Source organism: Bradyrhizobium sp. MI1.3 (assembly GCF_055811695.1).
The window spans coordinates 24,827-51,496 of the sequence record NZ_JBVVPQ010000004.1 but is presented as its reverse complement, the minus strand read 5'-3'; the positions used below and the strand labels follow the sequence as shown (position 1 = coordinate 51,496).

The following is a 26,670-nucleotide window of genomic DNA, read 5'->3' as shown; positions in this document are numbered from 1 at the left end:
CGCCGGCCTCAGTGCCGGTGAGGGACGCGCGTCACGCTCAACGCCTGCTTCAGCGCCTGAACGGCGGTTGCGAAAGATCTGCGAGGCGATTGCGCCTCGATCGCTTCGGCTGCGACGCGACAATCGTCGGCGACCTTGAGCAACCCGCTTCGCGCCAGGTCCATGGTGGAGAGGGCTGCCTGCTCAAGGCAGACCCGTTCAAGCCGTCGAAACTCCCGCAGTTCTTTGTTCATGCGTCAGCTCTCGATGTCTCCGGGCCATGGGGCGCTGAGTCTGCTTAATCAATGGTAAACATCTCTGCCTAGCCGGGTTGGCTGGCGTAGAGCTGGTGGGTGACCTGCACACCCCCGGTCTGGGCACGCCCAGCGGGCTTGACGGCGTTTGGCTTCCGCCGGAAGCTTCCAACGATCCAGATTTGAACCACGCAGACGTTCGCTTCCAGCCAGTCCGACCCCGATCAGCGAAAACCGAAATGGAGCTGACCATGACCACGTTCGACAAGCGCGAGCAGGGCTTCGAGGCCCAATTCGTCCACGACGAGGAACTCATGTTCAAGGCCACGGCCCGGTCCAACAAGCTCCTCGGGCTCTGGGCCGCCACCCAGCTCGGCCTCAGCGGCGATGCCGCGGCCAGCTACGCGACGGCGTTGGTGACGGACCATCTGGAGAACCAGTCGATGGACGACGTCGTGGGCAAAGTCTCGGCCGATCTTACCGCCAGGGGCGTATCGCGCGAACAGGTCGGCCAGAAGTTCCAGGAATGCCTGCAACAGGCGGTTCAGCAGCTCGCGGCAAAATCCTGAACGGCGCGCCGTCGGCGCTCACAGCTCCATGTAGACGATCTCGATGGGCTCGCCGCCGAGGCCGTGAGAGAATTGCCCTCTGCCAGTGCTTCTGAAGCCGTATCGTTGGTAGAAGACTTCGGCATTGATCGTGGCTTCGAGACGGATTGGTCCGCTATGTCCGTCACGCGCCTGGGCGATGCCGATGTCGAGCAATCGCTGGCCAAGCCAGGAGCCGGCGGCCTCGGGCAGTACGAACAATCGGGCGACCTCGCCCGGCTCGGCGTCGACGAAGCCGACGATGACGCCGTTGCGAAGGCAGACGGTCATGCGTCCCCTGGCGATGAGCTCTTGGTAGAAGCGGGGCGTGCGCTCACCCATCCAGTTCTCGATCTGCGCCGGCGAATAGCATCCGTGCGCCAGACCTGCGATTGAAGCCTTGGTGATGTCGAACACCGCTTTCGCATCGTCCGCGCGTGCCGCCCTGAAAGACAGCTCTCCATCGGCGGAGCGCGGGCGGTCATTACTCGGCATGTTTGCGCATTCCGGAGTCGCTGAGCTTGTCGACGTAGGCTATGCCTAGGGCCGAGACGATGAAGGTGAGGTGGATCAGCACCTGCCACATCACGCCAGTCTCGGTGAATCCGGCGCGGTTCGACCCGAGATTGCCGGCCTCGATAAAGGTGCGCAGGAGCGCGATCGAGGAGATGCCGATGATGGCCATGGCGAGCTTGATCTTCAGCACGCTCGCGTTGACGTGGCCGAGCCATTCCGGCTCGTCCGGATGACCCTGAAGGTCGAGCCGCGAGACGAAGGTCTCGTAGCCGCCGACAATGACCATCACGAGCAGGTTGGAGATCATCACAACGTCGATCAGCGCCAGCACGCTCATCATGATCTGCTGCTCGGTGAGATCAATCGCGTGCCAGGACAGATGCCAGAGCTCCTTCAGGAACAGCACGATGTAGACGCATTGCGCCACGATCAGACCGAAATAGAGCGGCAGCTGCAGCCAGCGCGAGCCGAAGATGATCATCGCGATCAAGCCCAGGCGCGGCAAGGGCAGGCGCGGTTCGGTGCGGAGTTCGGGTCCAGGCTCAACCGACATTCAGCAGCATCCTCGCACCAAGATCATCCCGCTTCCTGTAACCCGACAAGATGGCCCGCGGAAGACGTGAGGCGCCTGTCGCTTTCCGAGGACCGTGCTGTTTCGTGCTATCGTGCCCGAGCGGCCTTCGTGCGACGGCCAGGATCGGGAGGCGGGTGGTGGCTTGCGGACTATCTTGCGGAGTATCTAGCAGCAGCTTCGGCAAATGGCCCGGCGCGATTGCGCTCTCTGCTGCAATCCTGGTCGGCTGCGGCGGCGCTGAGGTATCGGCCACACCGCTGACGCCATTTCGCTACGAGGCGCAGGCGCAGCGTCATTGCCCGCACGACCGGGTCGTCTGGCTCGATTTCAGCAAAGGTGTCTACTACGGCAAAAGCCAGAAGCGGTACGGCCAGGGTTTTACCGGCAGCTTCGTCTGCTTGAGCGAAGCCCGCGACAGCCTCTATCGGCGTTCGCTGCTTGGACTGCGGTAAGCGTATTTTTCGTGCTGGGTGCTCAGGCGAAGGCCAATGCCACGAGGCTGGAGCACAGCAAGACCAAACCGCCGGCGGTCAATGCCAGGAAGCCATCGGATACGAGGTCATGGTTGCGCATGGGACACCTGCCGCTCTCGTCTGCGATGCTCGATCGGATCGACTAAAAATGTCCGAACGCGCCGTCTTGAAAGGGTGATGCTTGCCGTCCGCGCGAGTGCCTCAGGCCCTCGTGCGGTAACCTTCAAACGCATGGGCCAGGAAGATCCCCGCGCTTACCAAACCCATCAGTGCCGAAACCGTCTCGATCATCGTCTCATTCCATTCCGCCCTGCACGCGAGAAAACGCGGGCGGCCTTGCACAGTCAAAAGAATTCCAGGGAGCGGCGCGACAATGGGGGTGGAGTGAGGATTTGGCGCAACAGAATGTCCAGCCGTGGCACAGAGCAGGGCGCCCGCGCCCCGTAGTTCAACGGGGCGAACGCAGACGCCCCGTTTACCATCCCGGCGGGATCGTTGTGGGCTCCCCATTTCCGCCGTGTTCGGGTTGCGTTATCGTTACCACTTCCGACGCGGTGGTGGGCCGCCTTGGAGCAAAGGACCGGACAGCGCTGCCCGTAGTCAAAGCGGGTTAGGTACGCCTCCGGCAAAGTGGTATTTGGGGCGAATGGGGATCCGACGGTCAGATTCGGTTTTGCGGGCCGCGCGCGGTGTTGCGGCGGTCGCGACCTGCCTTGCGCTCGCCAATTGCGCATCCTCCAACAAATTCGCCAGCCGGGTCGATCCGAAATACGGCGTGTCCTCGAGCCCCCGGGTCGTGGCTTTGGGTGATCCGGTCCCGAAGGGCGGCGGCGCCTACCGCGTCGGCAAGCCCTATGTGGTGGGCGGCCGGACCTATGTTCCCGAAGAGGACGTCAACTACCGCGCCGAGGGAATGGCGTCCTGGTACGGCGACGATTTCCACGGCCGCCTGACCGCCAATGGCGAAGTGTTCGACATGGGCTCGCTGACGGCGGCGCATCCGACCCTGCCGATGCCGTCCTATGCGCGGGTGACCAACGTCTCAAACGGCAAGTCGCTGATCGTCCGCGTCAATGACCGCGGGCCCTATCACGGCAACCGGCTCATCGACGTCTCGAACAAGGCCGCCGAACTGCTTGAATTCAAAGGCAATGGGGTCGCCAAGGTCCGCGTCGAATATGTCGGCCGGGCGCCGCTGGAAGGCTCCGACGACCGCCAGCTGATGGCCACCTTGCGCACCGGGACCCCGGCGCCGTCGCCCTCGATGGTCCGGGTCGCCTCCGCGCGACCCTTCGTGCCGGAGCTGCCGTCGTCGAACCGCGGCGCCATGCGCGGCGAAGTTCCGACGCCCGAGGGACGGCCCTACAATCTCGGCAACACCTCCGCCGACATGGCTTCACTCAGTGCGACCTCGGAAATGTCGGCCTCGAGCCGCAACCGGGGCCGGGCGCTCCAGAACGCGCGCGCCGTGTCCTATGACGGGGACGGCCGCTACGCGACCGAGAGCGCTCCGTCCGGCGCCTACGCCTCGGACGGCGCTGCCGAGGCCCGCGGCATCCTGAGCGGCCGCGGCCTCTACTGAGCGGCGCTTTCCTTCAAGAAACTCACCAGCGCCGCATTCACCTCGTCGGGCCGCTCCTGCTGGACCCAATGGCCGGCGCCCTCGATGATCAGCTTTCGCTTCAGATTGGGCAGCACGCGCTCGAGCTCGTTGATGCGCTTGGCTCCGATCAGGCCGGTGATGACGGCGTCTTTCGAACCGGCAATGAAGAGCGAGGGCTGATGGATCTGCGCATCCTGCCAGGGCGCCGTCAGCTCCCAATTGCGGTCGAGGTTGCGATACCAGTTCAACCCGCCACGAAAACCGGACTTGCGGAAGGTTTCGGTGAAATAGGCAAGGTCAGTCTCGCTGAGCCAGGCCGGCAGAGGCTCCTCCGGGTTGCCGTGGCCGAGGAATCCCTTGCCCTCCAGCACGAACATGGCTGCGGAGGGATCGGCAAGGCCGCGCCCGCCGAGCACGATGCGCATGGTCCGCGCGACGTCACGCTCGAACTCGGCTTCGGCAACGCCGGGTGCCTGGAAATACTGCCAATAGAAGTTGGTGATGCCGCCCTGGCGCAGGAGGTCGAGCGGCTTGCCGCGGCCGCGGAACGGCGGCGGCACGCTCAGGCCGGCGACCGCCGTGAAGATGTCCGGCCGGAACAGCGCCGCGTGCCAGGCCACCGGTGCACCCCAATCGTGGCCGACCACCATCGCTTTGCTCTCGCCAAGCGCCTGCACGAGGCCGACGATGTCGCCGACCGTGTCGAAGATCGAATAGGCTGTCGCCTCGGGCGGCGCTGAGCTCTGGCCATAGCCGCGCATGTCGGGGGCGACGACACGAAAGCCGGCCTGCGCCAGCGCCGGGATCTGGTGGCGCCAGGAATAGGAGAGTTCCGGCCAGCCATGGCACAGCACCACCAGCGGACCCTGACCGGCTTCACGGATGAACAGATCGATGCCGTTGGCCTTGATCACGCGGGTGGAGGACATCGCTTTTCCGCCTTGTTTCAGGGGTTTGGTCAGAAAATCTGAGGTGCCACGATAGGGGCGGGACGAGAATCGTGCAATCTCGGGACAAGCGGCCACCCCGTGTTGTTCGCACCCGCTCCAACTGTTAGAACGCCGCTCTCAGGGCTTGGCCATGGAATTTCATCTTTCCTCGTTTGGGCGCCCCCGGTTCACCGCCGGAGCGCTGGCGCGTGGGCTGATCGCGACGGCTCTGGTGGCGGCAATCGGCTGGGGCGGAGCCCTCTACGCCGCCAACCAGAGCGTCCAGGGCGCCAAGAAAACGGATGACTCCGGCTTCGACGGCGACGCCCCGACCGCTATCCTGATCGAGGCCTCGAGCGGCAGTGTGCTGTTCGAGAAGAACGCCGACGAGCTGCGCGCGCCCTCCAGCATGATGAAGCTGATGACCGCCGAGGTCGTCTTCAACGCCATCAAGAAGGGCGACATCAAGCTGACTGACGAATACCGGATCAGCGAGAACGCCTGGCGCAGGGGCGGCGCCCCTTCCGGCGGCTCGACCATGTTCGCTGCGATCAACAGCAAGGTCACGGTGGACGATCTCCTGCACGGGGCGATCATCCAGAGCGGCAACGATGCCTGCATTGCGCTGGCCGAAGCCATGGCGGGCAACGAGCGGATTTTCGCCGCCGACTTCATGACCAAGCGCGCCCGCGAGCTTGGCCTGACGAAGTCGACCTTCGGCAATTCCAACGGCTTGCCCGACCCCGCCAACAAGATGACGGTGCGCGAGCTCGGCATCCTCGCCCGGCACATCATCCTCGACTTCCCCGAATTCTACAAACTGTTCGGCGAGAAGGAATACACCTGGAACAAGATCCGCCAGCCCAATCGCAATCCGCTGCTCAATTCGATGGAAGGCGCCGACGGACTGAAGACCGGCTACACCAAGGAAGGCGGCTACGGCATGGTCGGCTCGGCGGTGCAGAACGGCACGCGGCTGATCGTCGTCGTCAACGGGCTGGAAGACCCCGAAGATCGCGCCACCGAAGCCAAGAAGATGCTGGAATGGGGTTTTCGCAATTTCGAGACCCGCACGCTGATCGCGGCCGATCAGCCCGTCGGCTACGCCAAGGTGTTCGGCGGCGAGAGCCGCTCGGTGAGACTGGTCGCCAAGACGCCCGTGAAAGTGATGGTGCACAAGAACGGCACCGACAAGCTGATCGCGCGCGTCGTCTATAGCGGTCCGGTGCGCGCGCCGGTCGAGGCTGGGCAGAAGGTCGGGCTGGTCAGGGTCTGGCGCAGCGGCAACATCGCGGTGGAGACGCCGGTCTATGCCGCTGACGCGATCGGCACCGGCTCGACCGTACGGCGTGCAATCGACGGCGCCAGCGAGCTCGTGATCGGCATGTTCCGTGCGGGCGCCGAGAAGCTCTGATCATGAGTGAAAGCGCGGTCAAGTGGCCGTCCGGACGCGGGCGTTTCGTCACCTTTGAAGGCGGCGAGGGCACGGGCAAGTCGACCCAGATCAAGAAGCTCGCCGACCGTCTCAAGGCGGCCAGGATGCGCATCCTCGTCACCCGCGAGCCGGGGGGCTCGCCCGGCGCGGAGATCATGCGCCACCTCGTGCTGTCAGGCATGGGCAAGCTGCTCGGACCCGAGGCCGAGACGCTGCTGTTCGCGGCGGCCCGCGACGACCATGTCCGCACCGTGATCCAGCCTGCGCTCAACCAGGGCACCTGGGTGCTCTGCGACCGCTTCGCCGATTCGACGCGGGCCTATCAGGGCAGCCTCGGCCAGGTGCCGGCGGCGCTGATCAACGCGATGCAGCGGGTCACGATCGGCGATCTCAAACCGGACCTCACCATCATTCTGGACCTGCCGGTCGAGATCGGCTTGCAGCGCGCGGCCGCTCGCCGCGGCAGCGGCACGCCAGACAGGTTCGAGGCCGAGAAGCTCGGTTTCCATCAGGGCCTGCGCGAGGCCTATCGCAAGATCGCAGCGGACGATCCTGCGCGCTGCGTGCTGATTGACGCCAATTCTGACCCCGACACGGTTGCCGGGCGCGTCTGGACCGCGCTGCGCGATCGCCTGCTTCCGACGCCGGCATCGGTGGTGTCCATATGAGCCCGCGTCAGACCGAGCGCGAAACTGCCATGTCTCATCCGCGCGAGACGAGCGTTCTGTTCGGCCATCGCGAGGCCGAGACCGCGCTGCTGGCCGCCTATCGCAGCGGGCGCATCCCGCATGCCTGGCTGATTGGCGGGCCGCAAGGCATCGGCAAGGCGACGCTGGCATATCGGATGGCGCGCTTCGTGCTCGCTCACGGCCAGCCGTCCGCTCCCTTCGTGCAGCGCGCCGAAGACCTCGCCATCAATCGTGATGACGCCGTGGCGCGGCAGGTGGCGGCGAGCTCGCATGGTGGCCTGCTGACGCTGGAGCGCACCGCCAATGATCGCGGCGTGATGCGCACCGTGATCACCGTGGACGAGACGCGCGAGACGATCGGCTTCTTCGGCTCGACCGCAGCGGCCGAAGGCTGGCGTGTCTGCATCGTCGACACCGTCGACGAGCTCAATCCGAATGCCGCCAACGCGCTGCTGAAAATTCTCGAGGAGCCGCCGCAGCAATCGCTGTTCCTGCTGGTGAGCCACGCGCCGGCGCGTGTGCTCGCCACAATCCAGTCGCGCTGCCGCAAGCTGCGCCTGCGCGCGCTCGCAACCGACGACGTGATTGCTGCAGCCGCAACAGCTGCCGATCTCGACCCGAATGATCCGGCGTTGCGCGAGGCGGCGGAGGCGTCCGAGGGCAGCGTCGCGCGGGCGCTGACGCTGCTCGGCGGTGACGCCCTGAAGCTCCAGCAGCGCACGGCCGCGCTGCTGGCGCGACTGCCGCAGGTCGATCCGCGCGAATTGCACACGCTCGGCGAATCGCTCGGCACCAGCGACCGCGTTGCGCTTGCCGCCTTCATCGACGGCATCGATCGCTGGATCGCGGAACGCCTGCACGCCGACGAGGCCAATGCCAACCAGAATCTGCCGCGCCTTGCGCGCCTAGCTGAGGTATGGGAAAAGATCGTCCGCGCCGCGCGCGACACCGAAACCTACAATCTGGAGCGAAAGCCCTTGGTTTTCTCGGTGTTCGGCTGGCTGGCGGACGCGACGCGCTAGAGCATGATCCGGAAAACTGTGCAGCGGTTTTCCGATGGGGCCATGCTCAAGACGATAAACTAACGCAGGTTCGTTTCCAAATTTCGAGAAGCCGGTAAAGGAATTCGTCGTGGCAGCGCGAGCTAAGAAAACCGCCAAGGGCAAGAGCAGCAAGAAGAAGGCTGCCACGAAGGCCGTCAAGAAAGCCGCGAAGAAGGCCGTGAAGGCGCGCACACCCAAAGCTGCCAAAAAGGTCAAGAAAGCCACGAAGACCAAAAAGACAGCCGCCAAGAAAAGCGGGAGGAAGAGCGCCGCGAAGACGGCAAAGAAGGCAGCGAAGAAGCAGGTCGTTGCAAAGAAGCCGGTGAAGACAGCGACCAAAAAGCTAGCCAAGGCCTCGGCAAAAAAAGAGGCTTCGGCGAAGAAGATAGCCAAGACGGCAAAGGTGGCTACGCCTGCCGTGACCGCCACACCAGCTCCTGTCGCCGCGCCGCCGAAGCCCAATGTCTCGAAGCCCAAGGCTCCGCGCGCGCCGAAGTCCATCGCAGCGCCGCAGGCCAACACGCCCATGGCCGTCCCCGCGCGCGACAAAGTCTTCTACATCACGACCGCCATCGCCTATCCCAATGGCAGCCCACATATAGGCCACGCCTACGAGGCGATCGCGACCGATACGTTGGCGCGGTTCGCGCGGCTCGACGGCAAGGACGTGTTCTTCCTGACCGGCACCGACGAGCACGGCCAGAAGATGGTTCAGACCGCGGCCAGCGAAAAAATGTCCGTCTCGGAGCTAGCAGCCCGCAATGCCGGCCGCTTCAAGCAGATGGACGAGCGCCTCGACGTGTCGTTCGACCGTTTCATCCGCACCACCGAGGAACAGCATCATCGCTCCAGCCAGGAGATATGGCGGCGCATGGAAGCGAACGGGGATATCTATGCCGACATCTATGCCGGCTGGTATTCCGTGCGCGACGAAGCCTATTACGCGGAGGACGAGACGCGCCTGAACGACGACGGCGTGCGGCTCGGGCCGCAGGGCACGCCGGTCGAATGGGTCGAGGAGAAGAGCTACTTCTTCCGCCTGTCGGCCTATCAGGACAGGCTGCTCAAGCTGTACGAGACGCAGCCCAATTTCATCGGCCCCGACTCCCGCAAGAACGAGGTGGTGAGCTTCGTCAAGGGCGGCCTGCGCGATCTGTCGATCTCGCGCACGACGTTCGACTGGGGCGTCAAGGTGCCCGGCGACGAAGAGCACGTGATGTATGTCTGGGTCGACGCGCTCACCAACTACATCACTGGCGTCGGTTTCCCCGACGAGAGCGACAAGAACTGGCGTTATTGGCCTGCCGACGTGCACATCATCGGCAAGGACATCATCCGCTTCCATGCGGTGTACTGGCCGGCTTTCCTGCTGTCGGCCGGGATCCCGCTTCCGAAGCGGGTCTATGCCCATGGTTTCCTGTTCAGCAGGGGCGAGAAGATGTCGAAGTCGGTCGGCAACGTGGTTGATCCCTTCAACCTCGCCGACCAGTACGGCGTCGACCAGATGCGCTATTTCTTTCTGCGCGAGGTCCCGTTCGGCCAGGACGGCAACTACAATCACGAGGCCATCGTCGCGCGCATCAATGCCGATCTCGCCAACGATCTCGGCAACCTCGCGCAGCGCTCGCTGTCGATGATCGCCAAGCAGCTCGGCGGCGTGCTCCCGGAGCCCGGCGAGTTCAGCGACAACGACAAGGCGATCCTGTCACAAGCTGACGGCATGCTCGCGGCGTCTCGCGAAGCGATGGCGACGCAGCAAATCCATCACTGGCTCAATGCCGTATGGGCTGTGGTCGCCGAAGCCAACCGCTATTTCGCGGGCGAAGCGCCGTGGGCGCTCGCCAAGACCGATCCTGTCAGGCAGAGGACGGTGCTCTATGTCACCGCCGAAGTCGTGCGCCAGATCGCCATCCTGGCCCAGCCGGCGATGCCGACGGCCTCGGGATTGCTGTTGAACAGCCTCGGGATCCCCGAAGGGGAGCGCAACTTCGCCGCGCTCGGCGGCGCAACGCGCATCGCGCCCGGTACAACGCTGCCCGCGCCGACGCCGGCCTTCCCGCGCTATATCGAGCCGGCAGCCTGAGGGCGTTCGCACCATGTTGGTCGACAGCCACTGCCATTTGGATTTTCCGGACTTTGCGGAGGATCTCGACGGGATCGTGTCGCGGGCGCGAGCGGCTGGTATCGGCCGCATGGTCACCATTTCGACGCGGGTGAGAAAGCTGAACCAGCTTCTGGCCATCGCCGAGCGCTACGACGACGTCTATTGCTCGGTCGGCACCCATCCGCACAACGCGGACGAGGAAGACGGCATCGCGCCGGACGAGCTGATCGCACTGACGCAGCACCCCAAGGTCGTCGCGCTCGGCGAAGCCGGGCTCGACTATTTCTACGACAACGGCTCGCCGGAGGCGCAGGCGAGGGGCTTTCGTGCCCACATCGCCGCCGCCCGCGCCACCGGCTTGCCGCTGGTGATCCACACCCGCGAGGCGGATGAGGATTGCGGCCGTATCCTGGAAGAGGAGACGGCAAAGGGATCGTTTCGCGCGGTGTTGCATTGTTACACCGGCGGGCGCGAGCTGGCGCTGAAGGCGGTCTCGCTCGGGCTCTATATCGGCTTCACGGGCATCCTGACCTTCAAGAAGTCCGAGGCCTTGCGCGCGCTTGCGGCCGAACTCCCGTCCGACCGTATTCTGGTTGAAACGGATTCGCCCTATCTTGCGCCGGGCAAGTTCCGGGGCAAGCGCAACGAACCGGCCTACGTGGTCGAGGTCGCAAAAGTGCTCGCCGAAACACGCGGCGTGTCGTTTGACGAGATCTCGCGCCAGACAAGCGAAAACTTCTTTCGCCTGTTCTCCAGGGTGAAAGCTTAGAACTGGGAGCCGCATGACGCTGACGCTGACGATCCTGGGCTGCGGCTCCTCCGCCGGCGTGCCGCGCCCGGCACTCGGCTGGGGTGCCTGCGATCCCAACAATCCCAAGAACCGCCGTCGCCGCTGTTCGCTGCTGGTCGAGCAGACATCGGACGAGGGCACCACGCGTATCGTGATCGACACCTCGCCGGACCTGCGCGAGCAATTGCTCTCGACCAATGTCGACCACATCGATGCAGTGTTCCTGACCCACGAGCACGCCGATCAGACCCATGGCATGGACGATCTGCGTTCGGTGGTGATGCACATGCGCCGGCGGATTCCGACGTATCTCAACCAGACGACTGCGAACGACATCATGTCGCGGTTCTCCTATTGCTTCGTCTCGCCGGCGGGCAGCGATTACCCGCCGATCCTGACGGCGCAGTCGATCGAGGCTGGTGAAAGCCAGACCATCCAGGGGAAGGGCGGCCCGGTGACGATGACCGCCTTCCTGGTGCAGCATGGCAACATTCCTGCGCTGGGCTATCGCATCGGCGATGCCGCCTACACACCCGACCTCAACGACATCCCGCGCGAGAGCTGGGGCGCCCTGGAAAATCTGGATCTCTGGATCGTCGATGGCCTGCGCTACACCAGCCATGTCAGCCATTTCAGCATCAACGACGCGTTGTCCTGGATCGAGCGCTTCAAGCCGAAGCGCGCCGTCATCACCAACATGACGGCCGACGTCGATTATGAGGTGATCCGGCAGTCGCTGCCGGCGGGAGTGGTGCCCGCGTATGACGGGCTGCGGCTCGAGACCCGCTGAACCTGCGGTGGAAATTCCGGCGAGAGCCGGCATACTCCTTGCTTGCGCTGGCCCCATCATGTTGATCTAACGTCTGAAAGACAGGGCGCTGGGCAGGGGCGATATTCATGCAGGACCGGCGCGCGACGTGCGATCGCCGGGACCGTCTGAATCGCCTCGTGTGAGGATGGGGATCGCGTTGGCAGGGGACGATGTCACGAGCCGGGGACCGGTGCGACGCGCGCTGGATCTCCTTTATCTCGGTGCGGGCTACGCCGCCGGCGCCTTCATGGTTGCGATCTTTGCAATCATGATGATCATGTCGATCGGGCGCCAGTTTGCGGTCAACATTCCCGCCGGCGATGATTTCGCCTCCTGGTGCATGGCCGCGATGGCATTCCTCGGCCTCGCTCACACCTTCAAGCGCGGCGAGATGATCCGGGTCGGCCTGCTGCTGGAGCGTTTGCATGGGCGCTCCAAACAGGTTGCGGAGGTCGTGGCCCTCGGCATTGCCGCTGCTTTCATCCTCTATTTCACCCGGCATGCCGTGCAGATGACCTACGATTCCTGGCGCTTCAACGACGTGGCGCAGGGCGTCGTCGCGCTTCCGCTCTGGATTCCGCAGCTCGGGTTTTCCGGCGGACTCGTGATCCTGTCGATCGCGCTCATTGATGAAATGGTCAGTGTCGTCAGCGGCAACCGGCCGAGCTACGAGAAGGGCTCGCCGGACGAGACCCCGGACGAATTCATCGAACGGATCTCACAGGGCGGCGGAGGTTGACGATGGCCAATCTCGGCATGATCGAACTGTCGTTCATTCTGCTCGGCGTCATGATCGTGCTGCTGGGAAGCGGCATCTGGATCGCGGTCTCGCTCGGCCTCGTCGGCTTCGTAGCGATGGCGCTGACCACGAGCCTGCCGCTCGGCTCGGTGCTTGCGACCACGACATGGAGCGCAAGCTCGTCATGGACGCTCGCCGCGCTGCCGCTGTTCATCTGGATGGGCGAGATCCTCTTCCGCACCAAATTATCCGAGGAGATGTTTCGAGGCCTGTCGCCCTGGGTGCAGTGGCTGCCGGGGCGCCTCACTCATGTCAACGTGATCGGCTGCGGCATCTTCGCGGCGGTGTCGGGCTCGTCGGCGGCGACCTGTGCGACCATCGGCAAGATTGCTCTGCCCGAACTGGACAAGCGTGGTTACGACAAGGGCCTCAGTCTCGGCTCGCTCGCGGGCTCCGGCACGCTCGGCCTGCTGATCCCGCCGTCGATCCCGATGGTGGTCTATGCGGTCACGGCGAATGTCTCCGTGCTTCAGGTGTTCCTCGGCGGCTTTCTGCCCGGCGTGCTCGTGATGGTGCTCTATTCCGGCTACATCATCATCTGGTCGCTGCTGAATCCGAAGAAGATTCCGCCGCGCGATCCCCCGATGCCGTTTCGCCAGAAGCTGCGCGAGTCGGCCAGGCTTGCGCCCTGCCTGTTGCTGATCCTGGCGGTCTTCCTCTCGCTCGTGCTCGGCTTTGCGACGGCGACCGAATGCGCCGCCTGGGGCGTTTCGGGCGCGCTGCTGCTGGCGTGGTGGAGCCGCACGCTCACGCGCAAGAACTTCCTCGAGAGCATCATGAGCGCGACGCGCTTGACCTGCATGATCATGCTGATCCTGGCGGGCGCTGCCTACACGACCGCAGCCATGGCCTATACGGGCATTCCGGCGGCGCTCGCCACCTGGGTCCAGGGCCAGCAGCTCACGCCGGGCATGCTCGCGCTGTATCTGAGCATCATGTACATCATCCTGGGATGCCTGATCGACGGCATCTCGATGATCGTCCTGACCGCCGTGATCGTGCTGCCGATGGTCAAGCAGGCCGGTCTCGACCTGGTCTGGTTCGGCGTCTATCTCATCATCCACGTCGAGATGGCGCAGATCACGCCGCCGGTCGGTTTCAATCTGTTCGTGCTCCAGAACATGAGTGGGCGTGATACCTTGACCGTCGCGCGGGCGGCGTTCCCGTTCTTCGTGCTGCTGCTCGCGGCCGTGTTCATCATCACGGAATATCCGCAGATCGTGATGTTCTTGCCCAAGCTCGCTTTCCCAGACTGAGCGTACCGTTTGAATTGACTGTGAGGAGAAGCCCGATGATGTCTCGTTTATTCCGCGCATCCCTGATCGCCGGCGCCGTGCTGGCCGCGACACCCGCTTTGGCTCAGACCAAATGGAATCTGCCGGCGGCGTATCCGGCCGACAATCCGCACTCCGAGAACCTCGTTGCCTTCGCCAAGGACGTCGAAGCCGCCACGTCCGGCAAGCTCCAGATCACGGTCCATCCGGGCGCCTCACTGTTCAAGGCGCCCGACATCAAGCGCGCGGTGATGACCGGGCAGGCGCAGATGGGCGAAGTCTTGCTGTCGATCCACGAGAACGAGGATCCGGTATTCGGGGTCGACGTCGTGCCGTTTCTGGCGACCAGCTTCCCGGACGCCATGAAGCTGTACCAGGCGTCGAAGCCGCTGATTACGAAGAAGCTGGAGGCGCAGGGGCTCAAGCTCCTGTTTGTCGTGCCGTGGGCGCCGCAGGGCGTCTATGTCAGCAAGCCGCTTGCGACCATCGAAGACATGAAGGGCCTGAAATGGCGGGCTTATAACGTTGGAACTGCGCGCATCGGCGAACTGGTCGGTGCGCAGTCCGTCACCATTCAGGCCGCCGAGCTGCCGCAGGCACTTGCGACCGGCGTCGTGAACTCCTTCATGTCGTCAGGCGGCACAGGCTACGATGCGAAGGCATGGGAGTCGCTGAAGTACTTCTATGACGTGCAAGCCTGGATCCCGAAGGACTACACCTTCGTCAACAAGGCTGCGTTCGAGGCGCTCGACAAGCCGACCCAGGAGGCCATCCTCAAGGCCGCCGCGACCGCGGAAACCCGCGGCTGGAAGGCTTGGCAGGACAAGAGCACCTGGTACATCGATCAGCTCAAGGCTAAGGGCATGACGGTCGAGCCGCCGAGCCCGGCCCTGAAGGCCGGCTTCCAGAAGATCGGCGAACAGCTCACCGCCGACTGGCTCAAGAAGGCGGGAGCCGACGGCCAGGCTTTGGTTGACGCCTACAAGAAGATGTGAGGGCAGGAATATCTTCCGTTCGCTTTCGCGACGCGAGCGGAAGGTCTCTCCCGTATCAGCGGCAATTGTCTACCAGGCAAGATCACCAGGCGTAACGCAGCACGGCCTTGCTGGTGGGAGCGCACCGGGGAGCCGAGCCGAAAACCTCGCACCGGCGACACGGCCGCTGCGTTCCTGGACATGGTCATCCGGGATTAAGCTTTGCGGACCAGTCGCCAGCGTCCTGGCGTGGCACCCGTTGCTGCTGAGAACGCTCTGGTAAAATGGCTCTGATCCGCGAAGCCGCATTTGATGGCGATTTCCGTGAGCGATAGGGGCGAGCTTGCCAGCAGGCTCTTGCTTTGCTCGATACGCTGATTCATCAACCATCGATGCGGCGGTGTTCCCGTGCTGACTCTGAATGCTCGGGCGAAGTGGGCGGCTGACACGCCACACTCAGCGGCAATTCGGGCCAACGCGATCTCGCCATCGAGATTTGCGCGAAGGAGTGCCTTCGCGGTCCGAAGTTGCCATGGCGCCAATCCGCTGCGGTGAGAGCGATTGCGAGGTTGGCCGACGGCATAGGTCTTGAGAAAATGCGTGTTGAGCGCCATCGCGACGTGGCCCACGAAAAGCTCGTTGGCCTCATGCGGTCTTTCGAGCGCCGGCAGAAGGCAAGCACCCAGATGAGCCATGACTGGATCCAGGAAGTTCGCGCCCGCGACAACGTCATATTCGACGCGACCAAGATCAAGCTGGCTCGCCAATTCATTTAGCGTGCCGTGCGGCAGATACAGGTAGAGAAAGTCAAAGGGATCGCGGAAGTGAACGACCGTTTCACATCGCAGATCGTAGATGCTCGTCTCGTCTTTCAAGGCGCCCTTGAGCGCATATCGGCCATCCAGCCACGACTCGGCTCTCTGATACTGCAGCCGAAGGCAAAGTGCGAAGGCCTCGTCCGGAGGCGATGGCAGCGTCGGATCGCCGACCGGTCCGGAATATGCCATCCGCACCGCGGCGAACGTTCCTTTTTGTAGCGACTTGACGAGGCCCGAGCTCGGCTCGCTGATCATTGGAAATAGCTTCGCAAGCCGGTCGCCGTAGAGGCCATCATCGGTCATGATGTGTCTCCACTGCGCGGCCGAACACGACCGACCCACTCTGCGTTCGGTTTTGAGGCCCTTGCCTGATTTCCTTCCAGGCCGGTTTCGATCAATCGTGGCTCAGGACGTTCAAGCACCTCGGGTCGGATGACCTTAGATCTAGGCAGCACTTCAACTTTCACGTTGGTTGCCTCCGGGAGCATTGATGTATTTTAAAACGATCAAACCGCACGTCGTGTCGGGGTCGGCGCAGACCAATCTGTCTTTCCTGGAAGATATCGTCCGCGCGGCCCGTTCTCGGTTCGCCGCGCTTGTGGACAAACTCGCCGGATTGCAGGCCAGGACATTATCGAGGGCCTCGATCGAGCGGAGTTCACATGACGACAATCCGGGCAGCCGCGCGCTCGGTCTGGCGACCGTGACCGATGATCTGCTCGCGATCGTCACAGTGATGGATCGGATGGCAGGCGAGCTCCTGCTGGAATCCGAGCAATTATGGGCCTCGGTCGGATATGTTTCCGGGAACGTCCACAAGATCGCCTTTGGACGGTGGCGATTGCTCGGTAGCCGGAAGCGGAACGATCTGTTCGCCGCCGCGATCGACGACAGGCTGAGGCGCACGCCGCGCTTGGTGATCTCGCTGCTGGAGGTTGCTACCATCCTGGAGGAAGCGGTTGCAGACCTGCATCCAGTCCAGACTGGCGAAGGGGCTCGCAGCAGGTAGCGATATCGCCACCGATCATTGCGACGTCGTATCTGGGTAGCATGCGCGTTCGACCGAACGCGCATGCCAAGGGTATTGCGGGGCCGCCGCCCACATGGCGATGGATCCGCAACTTCGACGTCATTCGCCCGCCCCGACAATGACGGAAACCGGCCTTTGCTCCTTCGAGAGGGCTCGGTAGATCAGTCCGCCGGCAGTGGCTCCGATGAGCCAACCCCAGTCGCCGACGTTGAAGATCAGTCCATAGGCGCCTGCCAGCGAGAGTCCGATCGACAGAGTGCCGGACACCGCAAGTGCAATCAGCGCCTTGTAGTTCCAGCCGCCGTCGTAATGGAATTCACCGGCTGGTGACATTGTATAGAGGTCCTCCAGCACGACGATTTCCTTTTTCACGAGATAGTAGTCGGCGATCATGATGCCGAACATGGGCCCGAGCGCAGAGCCGAAGATGCTGACGAACAGCGTGATGGCCGACGGGCTGGCCACGAACAGCCAGGGGCAGACGAGTACCGACAGGATCGACGTGATGAGGCCTCCCAGCCTGAAATTGATGCGCTGGGGATTCAGGTTGGAGATGTCGTAAGCCGGCGAAACGAAATTCGCGACGATGTTGATGCCCATCGTCGCGACGATGAACGTGATCGATCCGATAACGACGACGAACGGATTGCCGATCTTCTCCACGATCAGCACTGGATCCATGATCGCCTCGCCAAACACCTTCAGCGTACCGGCCGTCACGATCACTGTGATGATCGAGAAGACCAGGAAGTTGACGGGAAGCCCGAGCAGATTGCCGGTTTTCATGGCTTGCTCATCCTTGCCGAACCGGGCGAAGTCGCCGAAATTGAGCAGGAGCGCCGAAAAGTAGGCCACGATCAGCATCGCGGCATTCGCCATCACGCCAATCGTCGCCGCGGTTGTGGCGGCCGGCGGGCTGAGTTGAAGAGACAGGCTTGAGAAACCGGCCTGCCATAACATCCAGATCGCCAACGCGAACATGACGACGTAGACCACGGGTCCGCAGAAATCGATGAAGCGGCGGATGCGCTCCATCCCGCTGAGGAAGATGAGAAGTTGGAACAGCCACATGAAAAGGAAGCTGAACCATGCGAGCGTCGACAGGCCGGCGATGCTGTTGTGCGTGAGATCGGCGGCCGACGGCATCAGAGTGACGATCAGGACTTGCACCGCCTTCGAGGCGAAGTAGGTCTGCACGCCGTACCAGACAATGCCGACGACGCCCCGCACCATGGCGGCGAGATTGGCGCCCATCACCCCGAACGAGATGCGGGCCACGACCGGGAACGGAATGCCGTAGCGTAGCGAGGGCCGTCCGATCAGGTTCATCAGGAAGTAGACCGCCGTGATACCCACCAGCATCGAGATCAGCACCTGCCAGCCTGTCAGGCCGAGAAAGAACAGGCTCGCCGCGAATGTGTAGCCGCCCACGGAATGGACGTCCGACATCCACATCGCAAACAGGCTGAAGACACCCCAGGTTCGGCCCTCAGGCGCGGTTGGAGCAAGGTCGTGATTGTAAAGCTTTGGATGGGCGCCGGTGATGATCAGCGTGGGAACGTCGCCGCTGTTGGATGACATGTCCTCTACCTCGGATTTGCTGGCGCAGGGCAACGGCGTTGGAAGCCGCAGTCCCTGCTATGGGTGCTCGCACTTTGCGGAAGATCGGGTCGAAGCAAGCGACATGCCATTTTATAACGATCGATAAAATCATTTTACGATCGATAAAATATTTTTACAAACACGAATTTCGGATCTGGCGCCGGCTACCGGCGCAAAACGCCTCGCTGCAACCGGAAATCCAGTGCGGTTCTGGCTAGGATGTCCCGCACGTGAGCGTAATGGCGGAGAGGGGGAAACAGGGCCGCTGGCGAAAAACGAACGGCCGAACAAAGGGCTAGGCGCCAGCCTCGGCAGGGCCCGAAAGACCAAGTCCGCCGAGAACGAGCTGGACGATCGTCGCCTTGGCCGCGGTGTAGTCGGCCTCTTCGAGCTGTCGCTTACCTTTCATGATGATCATCTGGCTGGAATAATCGGCATAGGCCTGGGTCATCGCCCAGATGCAGAAGAAAAGATCGACGGCGCTGATCGGCCGAATCGCCCCGCTGGCGGTCCATTGGTCGAGCGTCTTGACCTTGTCGAGCAGCAACGGGGTCGAGACTTTTTCAATGAAGCTGCCGATGAATTGAGCGCCGCTGATGATTTCGTTGGCATAGATGCGCGACAGATGCGGGTGATCTCGCGAGAAATCGATCTTCCTGCTGATGTAGCGCACGAGGATGGTCTCGACATCGGACGTCATGTCGAGACTGTCCATGTCTCGTGCCCACATGTTCATCGCACGTTCCAGCACCGCGCGATACAGATCCTCCTTGTCCTCGAAATAATAGTAAATGTGGGGTTTCGCGATCGATGCTTTTTTTGCGATCAGGGCCGTCGTCGCTCCGCGAAAGCCGAAATGCCCAAAGACGAACTCTGCCGCATCGAGGATTTTTCCCTCGATGTCCGGGCCCGGCGCTGCCTTACGACCGCCTTTTGGCGCGCGGCGGATGCGAAAGAGCTTCAACTTGTCGGCGGGGATGGCTGCCATAAAGCCTCGATAGGGAGCTTTGCCTTCACCGGCGAAGGCTGAGCGGGATCGGTCACCGGATTGATGTCGGCGATTCCGGCTGGAAGTTGCCTTGCCTGTCCAGCTTTATCAAGCAATTAGGACGGCAGGGGCCTCTCAATGCGTTGCCAGACTCATGGAATCGGCTCAGGCCGAGATCGCCTTCGCCGATCCCGCTTCGTTGCGCAGCAGGAATTTCTGGATCTTTCCCGTTGACGTTTTCGGGATCGGTCCGAACACCACGGCCTTCGGCGTCTTGAAGCCGCTCATATGCGAGCGGCAGAAGGCGATGATGTCGGCTTCGCTCGCGCTCGCGCCGTCCTTCAGCTCGACGAAGGCGCAAGGCACTTCACCCCATTTCGGATCGGGCTTTGCGACCACGGCGGCGAACAGCACGGCGGGGTGCTTGTAGAGGATGTCCTCGACCTCGACGGAGGAAATGTTCTCGCCGCCGGAGATGATGATGTCCTTGGAGCGATCCTTGATGATGACGTAGCCGTGCGCGTCGAGCACGCCGAGATCGCCGGTGTGAAACCAGCCGCCCTCGAAGGCCTCCTTGGTCGCCTTGTCGTTCTTGAGATAGCCTTTCATCACGATGTTGCCGCGGAACATGACCTCGCCGATGGTCTCGCCGTCGCGCGGCACTTGCCTCATGGTCTGGGGATCGATGACGGTGACGGCTTCCTCGAGCGGGTAGGGCACGCCCTGCCGCCGCTTCAGGCTGGCGCGCTCGGCGGCGGGCAGATCATCCCAGCCAGGCTGCTCGGCGCAGACGGAGGCGGGGCCGTAGACCTCGGTCAGGCCATAGACGTGCGTCAGCTTGATGCCAATGCTCTCGGCGCCCTCGAGCACCGCGACCGGCGGCGCCGCACCGGCGATCAGGCCGACGACGTGGCGGGCGGCGCCGCCCTTCGGTGCATCGGGCGCGTTGATCAGCGTGTTGTAGACGATCGGCGCGCCGCACATGTGGGTGACGCCGTGCTGCTTGATCAGCTCGAAGATCTTCGTCGGCTCGACCTTGCGCAGGCAGACATTGATGCCGGCAGCCGCCGCAATGGTCCAGGGGAAGCACCAGCCGTTGCAGTGGAACATCGGTAGCGTCCAGAGATAGACCGGATGCTGGCCGAGTTGGCCTGCGAGAATATTGCTGACGGCATTCAGATAGGCGCCGCGATGATGCGTGACGACGCCCTTGGGATTTCCCGTCGTGCCCGAGGTGTAGCTCAGCGCGATCGCGTCCCATTCGTCGCCCGGCAGGATCGCTGTGAAGTCAGAATCGCCTTGCGCGAGCGCGGCCTCGTACTCGATCTCGCCGATGCGCGCGCCGCCCTTGAAGGCGGCGTCGTCGACGTCGATCACGAACGGTTTTGGGCCGGTCATCTGGGCGAGCGCGTCGGTGATCACGCTAGAGAATTCCGGATCGACCAGAATGATCTTTGCGCCGCCATGGTCGAGCTGAAATGCGATCGAAGGCGCATCGAGCCGGATGTTCAGCGCGTTGAGCACGGCGCCGGTCATGGGGACGGCGAAATGCACCTCGTTCATCGCCGGAATGTTCGGCAGCATCGCCGCGACGGTGTCGCCGACGCCGATGCCCTTGCCGGCAAGATACGAAGCAAAGCGCTTGCAGCGCTCATGCGTCTCGCGCCAGGTGAAGCTGCGCCCCTCGTAGACCGTGCTGACGTGATCGGGATAGACCGCGGCGCTGCGTGCGAGGAAGCTCAACGGGCTCAGCGGCACGTAGTTGGCGGGCGTCTTGTCGAGGCCGATATTGTACTGGTTCTGCCGCTCGCTCATCGACACCTCCCTCATGCGCCGGCCTACAGGAATCCGATGGAGATCCACGGAAACACGGCGACGACGATCAATCCTACCAGTAGCGCCAGCAGATAGCCCCAGATCGGCCTGATGCCTTCGGCCGGATCGACGCGTCCAATGGCGCAGGCGGCATAATAGCCAACCCCGAAGGGCGGGGCGAATAGCCCGATACCCATGGCGAGAATGATCACCATGGCATAGTGCACCTCGTGCACGCCGACCGCACGCGCAATCGGAAACAACAGCGGCCCGAACAGCACGATCGCGGGGATGCCCTCCAGCACACTGCCGAGGATGGTGAAGGCCAGGATCGAGACGGCGATGAAGGTCGCCGCGCCGCCCGGCAATCCGGTCATGGCGGACGCCAGCGAGCGCGAGAAGCCTGATTGCGTCAGGCCCCAGGCCATGCCGGTGGCCGTGCCGATGATCAGCAGGATCGCGCCCGACAGCGCAGCGGTCTCGACCAGCATCGGAAACAGCCGCCGCCAGTCGAAGCGGCGGTAGACGAGCAGGCCGACCAGGGCGCCATAGACGATGCCGATGGTGGAGACTTCGGTGGCGGTCGCGATGCCTTCGACCACGGCGTAGCGGATCACGAAGGGCAGCGCGAGCGCGGGCAGGGCGATGACGAAGGTCTTGCCGATCTCGCCGCCTGTGGCGCGGCGGACATGGCTCATGTCCTCGTGGCGGTAGCGCCACCACACCAGCATGCACAGCGTGATCGCGAGCACCACGCCGGGCAAGAGGCCGCCGGTGAACAAAGCGGCGATCGAGACGCCGGTGACCGAACCGATCGTGATCAGCACGAGGCTCGGCGGAATGGTCTCGGTCTGCGCGCCGGTCGCCGCCAGAAGCGCGACGAGATCGCCGGGCTTGGCGCCGCGCTGTTTCATCTCCGGGAACAGCACGGGCGCGACCGCGGCCATGTCGGCCGCCTTGGCGCCGGAGATGCCGGAGACCAGGTACATCGCGCCGACCAGGACGTAATGCAGTCCGCCGCGGACATGGCCGAGCAGGCTCGCTAGGAACGCCACCATGGCCCGTGCCATGCCGGTCATTTCAATCAGGAGCCCCAGGAATACGAACAGCGGCACCGAGAGCAAAATGAGGTGGCTCATGCCCTCGTCCATCCGTCCGACCAGCACCATGACCGGCGTGCGCGTGGTCAGTGCCAGATAGCCGAAGATGGCGAGCCCGAAGCCGAACGCGATGGGAACGCCGGCAAAGACGCAGAAGCCGGCGACGCCCACGAAGAAGATGACGAGGTTGAGATTGCCGAGCGGTCGCAGATAAGGCTGCGCCAGCCAGAACAAGCTGACGACGATGGCAACGGCGACCGCGGCCGTCAGCACCATGCGGTAATCGGCTGCGCGCAGCAGCCGCAACAGCGCGAACGCCGCCATCAGGCAGATACCGGCCGGAAGCGCCGCGGCGCGCCACATATTGGAGATCTGCAGCGCCGGCGTGGTGATGAAGCTTTCCTCGTAGGCGTAGTCCCAGGACGGCCAGACGATCAGCGCCAGAAAGGCCAGCGCCGCGCAGGTCGCGACGAGATCGAGCCAGGCCCGCGTGGCCGGCGTGGCGCTGCCGACGACCGCGGTCATGCGCATGTGCTCGGAACGGCGGAACGCGACCGCCGCGCCCAGCATGGCGAGCCACAGGAACAGGATCGAGGCGAGCTCGTCCGACCAGATCAGCGGCCGGTGCAGGCCGTAGCGCGCGACCACGCCGGCAAACAGGATCGCGATCTCGGCGACGACCAGGATCGCCGCAGGGATTTCGACGAGGAGGCCGAGTGCGCGCTCCGTCGAGGCCAGCAAGGGAGATCGGCGAGGGGACCGAACAGTCGCCTCGCCCGCCACTCCGCTCACTTCGACCTCAACATGAGCCATGACGGCTCCAACGCGTTACGACAGCTTGCCGACGGCCTTTTCCAGCAGGTCCCAGGCCTGGTCGCCATATTTGCCTTTCCACTCGGCATAGAAGCCGGCGGACCGCAGCTTGTCGCGGAACGGCGCAACGGCGGGCTGGTTGAAGGTCAGGCCCTTGCCCGCGAGCTCCTGCTGCAGATTGGCATTGAGCTTGGCGGTGTCCTCACGCTCCTTGACCGCGGCCGCATTGATGTTCTTGGCGACGACCGTGCGAATATCCTCCGGCAGCGCGCTCCAGGCCTTGCGATTGGCCAGGAACCAGAAGCCGTCCCACATGTGGTTGGTGAGCGAGCAGTATTTCTGGACTTCGTAGAGCTTGGCGGTCGAGATGATCGCCAGCGGGTTCTCCTGGCCCTCGACGATCCTGGTCTGCAGCGCGGAATAGACCTCGGCGAAATTGATCGAGGCGGGCGCCGCATCGAACGCCTTGAACATCGAGGTCCACAACGGCGACACCGGCACGCGGATCTTGAAGCCCTTGAGATCGTCCGGACCGGTGATCGGCTTGCTCGACGACGTGGTCTGGCGGAAGCCGTTGTCCCAGATCTTGTCCATGACCTCGAGCCCGGCCTTCTTGATCTCGCCGCGGACAAAGGCGCCGAGATCGCCGTCCATGGCCTTCCAGACCGTGCCGTAGTCCGGGAACGCGAAGCCGATGCCGTTGATGGACGCCGCCGGCACCAGGGTCGACAGGATCAGTCCCGACAGCGTGAAGAACTCGACGCCGCCGGACCGGATCTGGCTCAGCATGTCGGTGTCGGACCCGAGCTGGTTGTTCGGAAAGATCTGGAGGTCGAACTTGCCACTGGTCTCGGCCTTGATCGCCGCCGCCATCTCCTTGGCGCGCACGTTCAGCGGATGGGTGTCCGGCAGGTTGTTGGCGTATTTGTAGGTGAACTCGGCGCTCTGGGCGCGGGCCACATGGGGCGCACTGAGGCCGCCCAGGACCGCGGTCGCGGCGGAGGCCTTGAGAAGCGTGCGGCGGGAAAAGCTCATGGGTCTGCTTCCTCGGAAAGTTTGTTGTTGTTCTGAGATGCAAACCTATACGGACGGACGGTCAGAAGGTCATCTGCGATCTCACGAAGCTTCGCTTATTGCAGCCGGACATCCTCACGGCAATATCGGCTTTCGGAGGCATGGACCGGATTCAAAAACGCGAAAACAACCCCATGCACAGTAGCGGTCGAAAGTCGGGGCGAGGTGCGACGGCCGACCTGGAAGAGACGAGGAACGAAGGTCCGATGCGAGGAATTCTAGCTAAACAACTGATCTGATTATATATAAAGATATTCCATAATATACCTTATGCGAATCGTAGATATGGCTGTGCAGATCAGGCCAGATCATTCCGCAGCTACCCAGAACCCCGCTCTCGGCTCACACTTGGTGCCAAACAAGCCCCGGGCAAACCGCGGCAGCGGTTGATGCCCACGCCACCATGGGAGGTTCGTCATGCAGGAGAACGTCGCCCGCGCAGACCGCTCGCGCGCCATTCCATTCGATGCCGCCAAGCTCGACCGCCTGATGGAGGCCGCCGGCCTCGACGTTCTGGTCGCGACCTCCAAGCACAATGTGCAGTACCTGCTGGGTGCCGACCGCGCGATCTTCTTCGACTACATGGATGCGCTGGGCGTCAGCCGCTATCTGCCGGTCCTGGTCTATCCCAAGGGTGCGCCGGAGAAAGCGGTCTATATCGGGCACCGGCTGGAGACCCATCAGCGCGCTGTTGCGCCGCCCTGGGTGGCGCAGGTCCGGACCGAGTCCAACGGCTCGGTCGATGCGATCACGCGGGCCGTCAGCCTGATCCGCGGCGCCGGCGTGCCCCTGAAGCGAGTCGGGGTCGAGATGGCGTTCCTGCCGATGGATGCAGGCCGGGCGCTCAGTGACGCCCTGCCCGGTGCCGAGCTCAAGGACGCGCTGCTGGTGCTGGAGCGGCTGCGTGCGGTCAAGTCGGCGGAGGAGCTGGCAAAACTCAAGACGGCGTCCGAACTGGTGACCGCCTCGATGCTGGCGGTGATCGCCGGGCACGGGCCGGGCACGACCAAGCAGCAATTGTCGGACGCCCTGCGGATCGCCGAAGCCAATCGAGGGCTGACCTTCGAATACTGCCTGCTCGCCTGCGGCAACAGCCACAACCGGGCGCCGTCGGCGCAGCGCTGGGAGCAAGGTGACGTGCTGTCGCTCGATTCCGGCGGTAATTATCACGGCTATATCGGCGACCTCGCGCGCATGGCCGTGCTCGGTGATCCCGATACCGAGCTGAAGGACTGTCTGGCCGAGATCGAAGCGGTCCAGCGCGCGGCCTTCGCCGCGGTGCGGCCCGGCGCCATGGGCGGCGACATCTACGTCGCGGCCGAGCGGCAGCTGGCGAAAATCACCCAGCGCGACTGCACGGAGTTTCTGGCCCACGGCATGGGCCTCGTTAGCCACGAGGCCCCTCGCCTGACCGCCAAGGGTCCGGTTCCCTACGACGACACCGACGCCCGGCTGCCGCTCGAAACAGGCATGGTGGTGTCGATCGAGACCACGATGAAGCATCCGAAGCGTGGGTTCATCAAGCTCGAGGACACGGTCGCAGTGACGGCGACGGGATATGAGATTTTTGGCGAGGGTGGCCGCGGCTGGAATTTGGGTGGAAGCACACGTTGATCTGAGACCCTCATGGTGAGGAGCGCGGAACGCGCGTCTCGAACCATGAATGGCCCAGCTCTCGCCAGTGGCCATCCTTCGAGACGCCCGCGTTGCGGGCTCCTCAGGATGAGGTGCGGAGTGTCCTGAAGCTGCGCAGCTACCGCGCCATCAGCAGCTCCAACTGGCTCTGCGCCTTCTTCACGGCCGTCGCGTACCAGCCCTGGCTCGGTGCTTCCTTGGCGAAGCACGCCGTGTACGCGGTCATCGCATTGTCTTCGCGGGTGATGTCGCCGCGCGGGTCCTTCTTGTCGATGGGCCTCGCCATCATCTGCTTCCAGACTTTCTCGCAGGCCGGCATCTCGGCCGTCTTCACGGCGTCGCTGACGGCGAGAAAGAAGACCTTGTCGCCCTGGATCGCGACGACGTCGATTTCATGCGGCGGTCCCTTCAGATCGCCATTGCCGCGCACGCCCAGTACAGCAACCGCCGCGCTTGCGCCCGCGGGCTTCGTGATCGGCAGCTCGGCATATTTGGCGAAGGCGGAGTCCTGGATCGCCTGATAGTAGAAGCGGTCCGACTTGAACGCGGCGCCAATCTCCTGCGGCATGCCGTCCTCGCGGTGCTCGCGAAGCCAGTGCTTGAGCAGCGCGGTGGTGGTCACGACGGCCTGCATCTTGTCGCCTTCGGACGCGAAGCCGAGGCCGTCGAGATGGCCGAAGCCGGAGTCCCCCTTGAAGAGCGTGTCCGCGTTCGTCCTGCCGTCGGCCGGCAGTCCCTTGATCGCGACTGGGCCCACCAGGCCGCGCAGGACGCCCGTCAACTCCTTGAGCGCCGCGTCATGCTGCTTGGTGGTCTCGTCGTTTTCCGCAGCCTTCGAGAATTTCGCCATGTAGCGATCGCGCAGGTCGAGATAGTGCTGCTCGGGCGTCGCCGCATGAGCGGGCGTCGCCAGGACGAGCAGGCAGAGCAAGGCAAGCGATCTCATTCGAAGTCCGAAAGG

Annotated in this window: 25 protein-coding genes; 14 read left to right on the top strand and 11 right to left on the bottom strand. The window is 63.5% G+C overall.

The annotated features are described in order from the left end of the window. Positions 1-8: 8 nt before the first annotated feature. Positions 9-233: a hypothetical protein gene (locus AC0L3A_RS03605; protein ID WP_007591061.1), complete on the bottom strand. Its 225-nt coding sequence runs from the start codon at positions 231-233 to the stop codon at positions 9-11. Positions 234-484: 251 nt separating this feature from the next. Between AC0L3A_RS03605 and AC0L3A_RS03600 the strand changes: the two genes are divergently transcribed. Beyond that, complete coding sequence (locus tag AC0L3A_RS03600) at positions 485-802, top strand: DUF1476 domain-containing protein (RefSeq protein WP_473253604.1); 318 nt, start codon at positions 485-487, stop codon at positions 800-802. A gap of 18 nt (positions 803-820) precedes the next feature. Here AC0L3A_RS03600 and AC0L3A_RS03595 read toward each other — a convergent pair whose 3' ends face one another. Both AC0L3A_RS03595 and AC0L3A_RS03590 read right to left on the bottom strand, forming a co-directional pair. Then, positions 821-1,315 (bottom strand): GNAT family N-acetyltransferase, encoded by a 495-nt coding sequence (locus AC0L3A_RS03595; protein WP_473253603.1) that lies wholly within the window; start codon positions 1,313-1,315, stop codon positions 821-823. Next, positions 1,305-1,889 carry a TIGR00645 family protein gene (locus AC0L3A_RS03590; protein WP_007591065.1) on the bottom strand — a complete coding sequence of 195 codons (585 nt, stop codon included), beginning with the start codon at positions 1,887-1,889 and terminating at the stop codon, positions 1,305-1,307. The genes AC0L3A_RS03595 and AC0L3A_RS03590 overlap by 11 nt, the downstream gene beginning before the upstream one ends. Before the next feature lie 158 nt (positions 1,890-2,047). On the opposite strand from AC0L3A_RS03590, the gene AC0L3A_RS03585 reads away from it, so the two are divergent. Together AC0L3A_RS03585 and AC0L3A_RS03580 are read left to right on the top strand one after the other, a co-directional pair. Next, positions 2,048-2,362 carry a hypothetical protein gene (locus tag AC0L3A_RS03585; protein ID WP_007591066.1) on the top strand — a complete coding sequence of 105 codons (315 nt, stop codon included), beginning with the start codon at positions 2,048-2,050 and terminating at the stop codon, positions 2,360-2,362. Between the two features lie 667 nt (positions 2,363-3,029). Continuing rightward, complete coding sequence (locus AC0L3A_RS03580; RefSeq protein WP_473253602.1) at positions 3,030-3,965, top strand: septal ring lytic transglycosylase RlpA family protein; 936 nt, start codon at positions 3,030-3,032, stop codon at positions 3,963-3,965. Here AC0L3A_RS03580 and AC0L3A_RS03575 read toward each other — a convergent pair. Beyond that, a complete protein-coding gene (locus AC0L3A_RS03575) occupies positions 3,959-4,915 on the bottom strand; it encodes an alpha/beta fold hydrolase (RefSeq protein WP_007591074.1) in 957 nt (318 codons plus the stop codon). The genes AC0L3A_RS03580 and AC0L3A_RS03575 overlap by 7 nt on opposite strands. 151 nt (positions 4,916-5,066) lie before the next feature. On the opposite strand from AC0L3A_RS03575, the gene AC0L3A_RS03570 reads away from it, so the two are divergent. From AC0L3A_RS03570 to AC0L3A_RS03530, 9 genes are all read left to right on the top strand, one after another. After that, a complete protein-coding gene (locus tag AC0L3A_RS03570) occupies positions 5,067-6,329 on the top strand; it encodes a D-alanyl-D-alanine carboxypeptidase family protein (RefSeq protein ID WP_007591076.1) in 1,263 nt (420 codons plus the stop codon). Between the two features lie 2 nt (positions 6,330-6,331). Continuing rightward, positions 6,332-7,018 (top strand): dTMP kinase, encoded by a 687-nt coding sequence (tmk, locus tag AC0L3A_RS03565; protein WP_007591078.1) that lies wholly within the window; start codon positions 6,332-6,334, stop codon positions 7,016-7,018. Further along, positions 7,015-8,061, top strand: a complete 1,047-nt coding sequence (locus tag AC0L3A_RS03560; protein WP_007591080.1) for a DNA polymerase III subunit delta' — start codon at positions 7,015-7,017, stop codon at positions 8,059-8,061. The genes tmk and AC0L3A_RS03560 overlap by 4 nt, the downstream gene beginning before the upstream one ends. 109 nt (positions 8,062-8,170) lie before the next feature. Next, the gene (metG, locus tag AC0L3A_RS03555; protein ID WP_473253601.1) at positions 8,171-10,165 is read left to right on the top strand and encodes a methionine--tRNA ligase; all 1,995 of its coding nucleotides are present in this window, start codon (positions 8,171-8,173) and stop codon (positions 10,163-10,165) included. Between the two features lie 13 nt (positions 10,166-10,178). Next, positions 10,179-10,955 carry a TatD family hydrolase gene (locus AC0L3A_RS03550; protein WP_219684310.1) on the top strand — a complete coding sequence of 259 codons (777 nt, stop codon included), beginning with the start codon at positions 10,179-10,181 and terminating at the stop codon, positions 10,953-10,955. Between the two features lie 13 nt (positions 10,956-10,968). Next, entirely contained in the window at positions 10,969-11,766 is a 798-nt protein-coding gene (locus AC0L3A_RS03545; RefSeq protein WP_007591086.1) for an MBL fold metallo-hydrolase, read from the top strand. Between the two features lie 166 nt (positions 11,767-11,932). Then, positions 11,933-12,526 (top strand): TRAP transporter small permease, encoded by a 594-nt coding sequence (locus AC0L3A_RS03540; protein ID WP_007591089.1) that lies wholly within the window; start codon positions 11,933-11,935, stop codon positions 12,524-12,526. 2 nt (positions 12,527-12,528) lie between these two features. Beyond that, a complete protein-coding gene (locus tag AC0L3A_RS03535) occupies positions 12,529-13,842 on the top strand; it encodes a TRAP transporter large permease (RefSeq protein ID WP_007591091.1) in 1,314 nt (437 codons plus the stop codon). 35 nt (positions 13,843-13,877) lie between these two features. Then, complete coding sequence (locus AC0L3A_RS03530) at positions 13,878-14,855, top strand: TRAP transporter substrate-binding protein (protein WP_007591093.1); 978 nt, start codon at positions 13,878-13,880, stop codon at positions 14,853-14,855. A 194-nt stretch (positions 14,856-15,049) separates the two neighbouring features. Here AC0L3A_RS03530 and AC0L3A_RS03525 read toward each other — a convergent pair whose 3' ends face one another. After that, the gene (locus tag AC0L3A_RS03525; protein ID WP_473253600.1) at positions 15,050-15,955 is read right to left on the bottom strand and encodes a helix-turn-helix domain-containing protein; all 906 of its coding nucleotides are present in this window, start codon (positions 15,953-15,955) and stop codon (positions 15,050-15,052) included. Positions 15,956-16,142: 187 nt separating this feature from the next. Between AC0L3A_RS03525 and AC0L3A_RS03520 the strand changes: the two genes are divergently transcribed. Next, entirely contained in the window at positions 16,143-16,661 is a 519-nt protein-coding gene (locus AC0L3A_RS03520; protein ID WP_354128236.1) for a hypothetical protein, read from the top strand. A gap of 120 nt (positions 16,662-16,781) precedes the next feature. Here the strand turns inward: AC0L3A_RS03520 and AC0L3A_RS03515 are convergent, their stop codons facing one another. The 5 genes from AC0L3A_RS03515 to AC0L3A_RS03495 all read right to left on the bottom strand — a co-directional run bounded on the left by AC0L3A_RS03515 (position 16,782) and on the right by AC0L3A_RS03495 (position 24,035). After that, complete coding sequence (locus tag AC0L3A_RS03515; RefSeq protein WP_473253599.1) at positions 16,782-18,263, bottom strand: NCS1 family nucleobase:cation symporter-1; 1,482 nt, start codon at positions 18,261-18,263, stop codon at positions 16,782-16,784. A 316-nt stretch (positions 18,264-18,579) separates the two neighbouring features. Beyond that, entirely contained in the window at positions 18,580-19,272 is a 693-nt protein-coding gene (locus AC0L3A_RS03510) for a TetR/AcrR family transcriptional regulator (RefSeq protein WP_007591097.1), read from the bottom strand. A 165-nt stretch (positions 19,273-19,437) separates the two neighbouring features. After that, the gene (locus tag AC0L3A_RS03505) at positions 19,438-21,087 is read right to left on the bottom strand and encodes an acyl-CoA synthetase (protein WP_473253598.1); all 1,650 of its coding nucleotides are present in this window, start codon (positions 21,085-21,087) and stop codon (positions 19,438-19,440) included. Between the two features lie 23 nt (positions 21,088-21,110). Further along, positions 21,111-23,000 carry a TRAP transporter large permease gene (locus AC0L3A_RS03500; protein ID WP_354160726.1) on the bottom strand — a complete coding sequence of 630 codons (1,890 nt, stop codon included), beginning with the start codon at positions 22,998-23,000 and terminating at the stop codon, positions 21,111-21,113. Positions 23,001-23,015: 15 nt separating this feature from the next. Beyond that, entirely contained in the window at positions 23,016-24,035 is a 1,020-nt protein-coding gene (locus AC0L3A_RS03495) for a TRAP transporter substrate-binding protein (protein WP_473253597.1), read from the bottom strand. A gap of 456 nt (positions 24,036-24,491) precedes the next feature. Between AC0L3A_RS03495 and AC0L3A_RS03490 the strand changes: the two genes are divergently transcribed. Then, the gene (locus AC0L3A_RS03490) at positions 24,492-25,688 is read left to right on the top strand and encodes a M24 family metallopeptidase (protein ID WP_219684297.1); all 1,197 of its coding nucleotides are present in this window, start codon (positions 24,492-24,494) and stop codon (positions 25,686-25,688) included. Positions 25,689-25,827: 139 nt separating this feature from the next. Here AC0L3A_RS03490 and AC0L3A_RS03485 read toward each other — a convergent pair whose 3' ends face one another. Then, complete coding sequence (locus AC0L3A_RS03485) at positions 25,828-26,655, bottom strand: hypothetical protein (RefSeq protein WP_219684295.1); 828 nt, start codon at positions 26,653-26,655, stop codon at positions 25,828-25,830. Between the last annotated feature and the right edge of the window lie 15 nt (positions 26,656-26,670).